Genomic DNA, 2,085 nt, shown 5'->3' on the forward strand with positions numbered 1-2,085 from the left:
TCTGTCTGACGCCAGGTCACCATCCCGCCGCCCGGCGCATCATCACGCACCGCAACCATTACGTTGCCGAGAAGACCTCACTGGACAAAGATCACACCGAACTCCATATCGCGATGATCGGTGGCAGTCCCCCTTCCTTCTTCACTCTTCCCGGGCGAATGGCCCTGGACGCGCCCTACGCCTCCGCACGTGCACTGACCTCGGGGAAACCAGCTGTCCTGGTCGATCCCGACCCACCCGACCGGATCAGCGGCATGTACCGCCCTACCCGTACGTCGCCCTTTCGGTCCCTGTCACCCTCGCGGGCCAGCGCTTCGGCGCCCTCACCGTCCTCCGGCTGGAAACCTACGGCAACTACCGGGCGACGGAATGCGCAGACTTGCAGGAGATCGGACAGGAACTGGCCATGGCCCTCGCCGAGCTCGCCAAGACTGGCGCTGCAATCACAGCCGGGGGGACACAGCGGAGCCTCCCCCAGCATCGTCCGCAACCTTCATGGAGCCGGGCTGCACGCCCGGACACCGGCGACGGAGGCACTCCTTGGGCGCCCGCTGTTCATCTCCGACAGCCGATCGACGGCTGCCGGCTCCCACTGGCCCGATGAAGAGTCGCAGGCCGAGGCATACCTTCCGCTCATGGCAGGCAGGCACATCACCGATCTTCCGTTCGCCGGGCGCGGAAAGATCGTCGGCGTCTGCTGCCTGTCGTTCCCAAGATCCCGCGGCTTCCCGCCGGAGGAGAGGGCCGTACTGAGCATGATGGCGGGATTGCTGGGCGCGGCCGTCGAGCGCGTCCAGCTGAGCGCGAAGCAGCGCGCGGTTGCCGAACACCTCCAACAGCGGCTTTTGCCCCCCACCCTCTCCGAGCTGCCCCGGCTGACCGCCACAGCGCGGTATCAGCCCGCCACGGTCACCTCCAAAGTGGGCGGTGACTGGTACGACGTGATCAAACTGCCCGGCGAACGGATGGTGCTGGTCGTCGGCGACGTGGAAGGCCACGCCATCGAGAGCACCGCCGTCATGGGCCAGGTACGCACCGCGGTGGCCGCCTATGCAACCGAAGGCCACCGCCCCGCCACGGTGATCGACCGCACCGGCAGACTGCTCGCCGAACTGGGCACCGACCTGCTCGTCACCTGCTGCGTCGTCGCCCTGGACACGGCCGACGGCACGATCGAGGTGGCCTTGGCCGGCCACCCCGAACCGCTGGTGCAACGGCTCGACGGGAGCATCTGCCACCTGGAGGCCCCCGCCAACCTGCCTCTGGGCGTCGCAATGCCGTACGCCTACCAGGGGCGTGAGCACACCCTCGAGCCCGGATCCCTCCTGATGCTGTACTCGAACGGACTGGTCGACCGGCACACGGCCGACCCCGGAGACGGCGCGCAGGTGCTCCTCAGCTCCTGCAGCCGCGAGGCCGGGGCCGACCTCGAGCAGTTGGCCGACCACCTCATCGCCCACGTCTCCGGCCCCCAGCAACGCCGCGACGACGCCGTCCTGCTCCTGGCCCGCTATGAAGGTGCCATCGGCGAGGGCGCGCCGCGGACGGGGAACCTGCAGATCCAGCAACGCGACCTGCACGGGGTCAAGGCAGCACGCAGCTTCGTGGACGACCGGCTGAGCGCCTGGGAGCTGGCGGAGATGTCGGACACCCTTCAACTCATCGCCTCCGAAATCGTGACCAACGCACTCGTCCACGCCGGCAGCAATGTCGACGTCCGGCTGCGGGCGTTCGCGGATCATGTCAGGCTCGAGGTACGGGACTCCGACAGCAACCCGCCGGTTCCTTCGCCCCTGGCGCTCGTGGAGGAGGAGAACGCAGAGGCCGAGCACGGCCGCGGTCTGCTCATCGTGGAGGCTCTGTCCGGCTCGTGGCACAGCTCCCCGAACGGCCGGGGCAAGACAGTCTCGGTGGAGGTGCCCATCGCGGACACTGAGCCATGATGCACTCCTGCGCCGTCCACGAAAGCGCCTGGTGCGGCGAGCACCGGAGGCCGGTCCAATGCACAGGAATCTTCAGACTACTGGTCCGCAAGGGCCGGCAGGTCTCGGTGAAGCTCAGCGGGACTCGGCGGCATGGCGGTAG

1 protein-coding gene is annotated in these 2,085 nt (G+C 68.2%); it reads left to right on the top strand.

Features of this window, described 5'->3' with window-relative positions; translation table 11 throughout:
* The first annotated feature begins 254 nt into the window (after positions 1 to 254).
* Positions 255 to 1,943 (top strand): SpoIIE family protein phosphatase, encoded by a 1,689-nt coding sequence (locus tag VXC91_RS44855; RefSeq protein WP_329513090.1) that lies wholly within the window; start codon positions 255 to 257, stop codon positions 1,941 to 1,943.
* Positions 1,944 to 2,085 lie beyond the last annotated feature (142 nt).

The sequence above is a fragment of the Streptomyces chiangmaiensis genome (assembly GCF_036281785.1).
Classification (GTDB): Bacteria; Actinomycetota; Actinomycetes; order Streptomycetales; family Streptomycetaceae; genus Streptomyces; species Streptomyces chiangmaiensis.